2 protein-coding genes are annotated in these 2,501 nt (G+C 36.0%); one reads left to right on the top strand and one right to left on the bottom strand.

The features are described from left to right. Nucleotides 1–109 precede the first annotated feature (109 nt). Nucleotides 110–1,447: a protein kinase gene (locus tag QZ265_RS10560; protein ID WP_296405979.1), complete on the bottom strand. Its 1,338-nt coding sequence runs from the start codon at nt 1,445–1,447 to the stop codon at nt 110–112. Nucleotides 1,448–1,617: 170 nt separating this feature from the next. Between QZ265_RS10560 and QZ265_RS10555 the strand changes: the two genes are divergently transcribed. Further along, nucleotides 1,618–2,501: ATP-binding protein (locus tag QZ265_RS10555; RefSeq protein ID WP_296405977.1), on the top strand; the 884-nt coding region annotated here is incomplete at its 3' end.

Raw genomic sequence — 2,501 nt, 5'->3', positions numbered from 1 at the left:
TTTAATGTATCGTTTTGGATAATAAGAAACATGATAATCCTTTTGTGAATTTTATAAGTTTATCGGCAGATACCTTATACAATAAAGTCCATTATAATTTAAATCATGATTATAAATGAATATTTTGTAATGCAGTTATTGTATCTTCTATTGTCGGATAACGATTCTCTATTTTCTTTGCCAATAGCTTGTCAATGACGGGCTGAAACATTCTGAATGGATCAGACAATAAAGGTATATTTTGCTGACAGTGCAGAATAGCCCACTCACTCAAATAGTCATATTTTTCATCAAGACTAGTTGCCTCTATATCAAAACTAGGTGTATGCTCAATTCGAAATTTTGATAGCTGATAAGGCTTACGCTCTTCGAACAACTCAAATAAAGTTATCCCAAATGCATACAAATCACTTTGAGAAGTTATCTGGCTACCATGCCAGCATTCAGGCGCAAAATAAGCTGGCGTCCCTTTTCTCATCTTCCTTTCTAAACCTTTACTTTTTATGACCGAACAGCTTTCAACTGTACTTTGTTTTTCTGCGCTTTGTTTTTCTATGCTTTGTTTTTCTACGCTTTGTTTTTCTACGCTTTCTTTAAACGTAGGATAGACTGCTTTATAAGTTCTTAAGTCATTATCCTGTACTAAAGGTCGGGCACAGGCCCAGTCATTTAAATAAGCTATGGGCGTTAATTGAGTTCCTTCGCCTTTTAGTTGTTTAAATTGTGGTTCAAATATATTATGTATTACCATAGAATTAATATTTGAGTTTACTTGGCTATCAGGCAAACTATTTAATAAAAAATTACTGGGTTTTATATCACCATGTACCCACCCTTGGCTGTGAAGCCATTGAATACACATCGCTAAATTAATGGCAAGTTGCGCTTTATGCTGATTTGAGAGCTCATTCAAGCTAAGATAATCCTTTAGACTACCCTTTATAAAATACGGCATCACAAGGCTTGAAAATTGCCACCTGTTATCATCTAACCAATTACATTTGAGACAGTTACTTTTTAAGCTGTTAGTGTTTAAACTCTTAGTATCTAAAAAAACATCATCTAGATAACCAGTATGTAAACAGTCATTATAAAGTCCATCAGCCATTCCAATATTCTGAGGCGCTATAAAAGCATGATTTATTAAGCCTTGATCAACGTTGAGAGACGTTTGTTGCAGCTGTTTTATGACTTCAATTTCGTTATCCAAATTGGTTGGGTTATTTAATGAAGATGATGACAATTGCCATTTAAGCATATATGATTTTTGTTTATATGATGCCTTAGTTAGTCCTTGATAGCTCATTGCTTTAGACATTGAGCGTTGCTGACAATTAGGCTCATAACTGAAACGAATGGTCTCAACTGATCTATATCCTAGTTTACTGAGATGTTGATTGACTGCCTTAATCATGAAGTGCTGCGTTGGATCATTAAAATTTTGCATAGTTAGTTTGATAAACTTTTGTCAGATTTAGCAGGTTTAAATATAGTGATCAATATGCCAACACCTTTAAAAGTAAGATTTAATGGCTTGAATTGAGTAGCTTTTAATGGCAGTATTTTTTAATTAGTGATTTTATATTATTTATCATAGTTTAATAGAGATAAGTTAGCATGGCCAATTCTGTAAACACCTTTACCCTCGATGACAATTTGGCAATTTTATTGTCTCAATTCCTGCAACAACATATAAGCGCAAGTATAGTTATAGGTCCTAGTGAACTGGCTTACCGCTGGGTAGGTGGCGTTGAGGGTAAATTGGTTCCGATTAATGTTAGCTCTGCTCTATCGCTAGATGATTTGATTGGAATTGACACTCAAAAACACAAAATCGTACAAAATACTAAGCAATTTTTAGCAGGCTATCCTGCCAATCACGTACTAATGACAGGTACACGAGGTGCGGGCAAATCGTCTTTGATTCGTGCGTTGCTAAATGAGTTTAAAGACCAAGGTTTACGTATGATTGAGGTATCGCGTGATGATTTGCAAATGTTAGATAAGATTCGTGATGCCATTAACAAACTGCCAGAGACTACCGCTTGTCGTTATATAGTTTACTGCGATGATTTAGCATTTAATGGTCAAGATGAAAATTATCGTACCTTAAAAAGTGTGCTCGATGGTGCGCTTGATTCGGAGCAAGATAAATTATTGGTTTATGCTACAAGCAACCGTCGTCATTTGTTGCCTCAACTGATGAAAGACAATGTTAATATCTATGATGGCCAGACTGACGAGGTTAACCCGTACGAGACCATTGATGAAACTGTATCTTTGTCTGATCGCTTTGGCTTATGGCTGTCCTTTTATCCGATGAATCAAGAGACTTATCTGAATATTGTCACCCATTATCTACAAGCTGAAGGTATTGAGTGGTCAGACAAGATACGCCAAGAGGCGCTGCTTTGGTCATCAAGCCGTGGCGGTCGCTCAGGACGTGTGGCTTATCAATTTGCGCGGCACTGGATTGGTCAACAATTATTAAACCAAAATAG

Source organism: Psychrobacter sp., assembly GCF_018260395.1.
Lineage (GTDB): Bacteria > Pseudomonadota > Gammaproteobacteria > Pseudomonadales > Moraxellaceae > Psychrobacter.
This window is presented reverse-complemented; position numbering and strand designations above follow the sequence as displayed.

Coding starts and splice junctions, on each gene's coding strand:
- QZ265_RS10560 (WP_296405979.1), bottom strand. CDS start 1,447: ATGCAAAATTTTAATGATCCAACGCAGCACTTCATGATTAAGGCAGTC.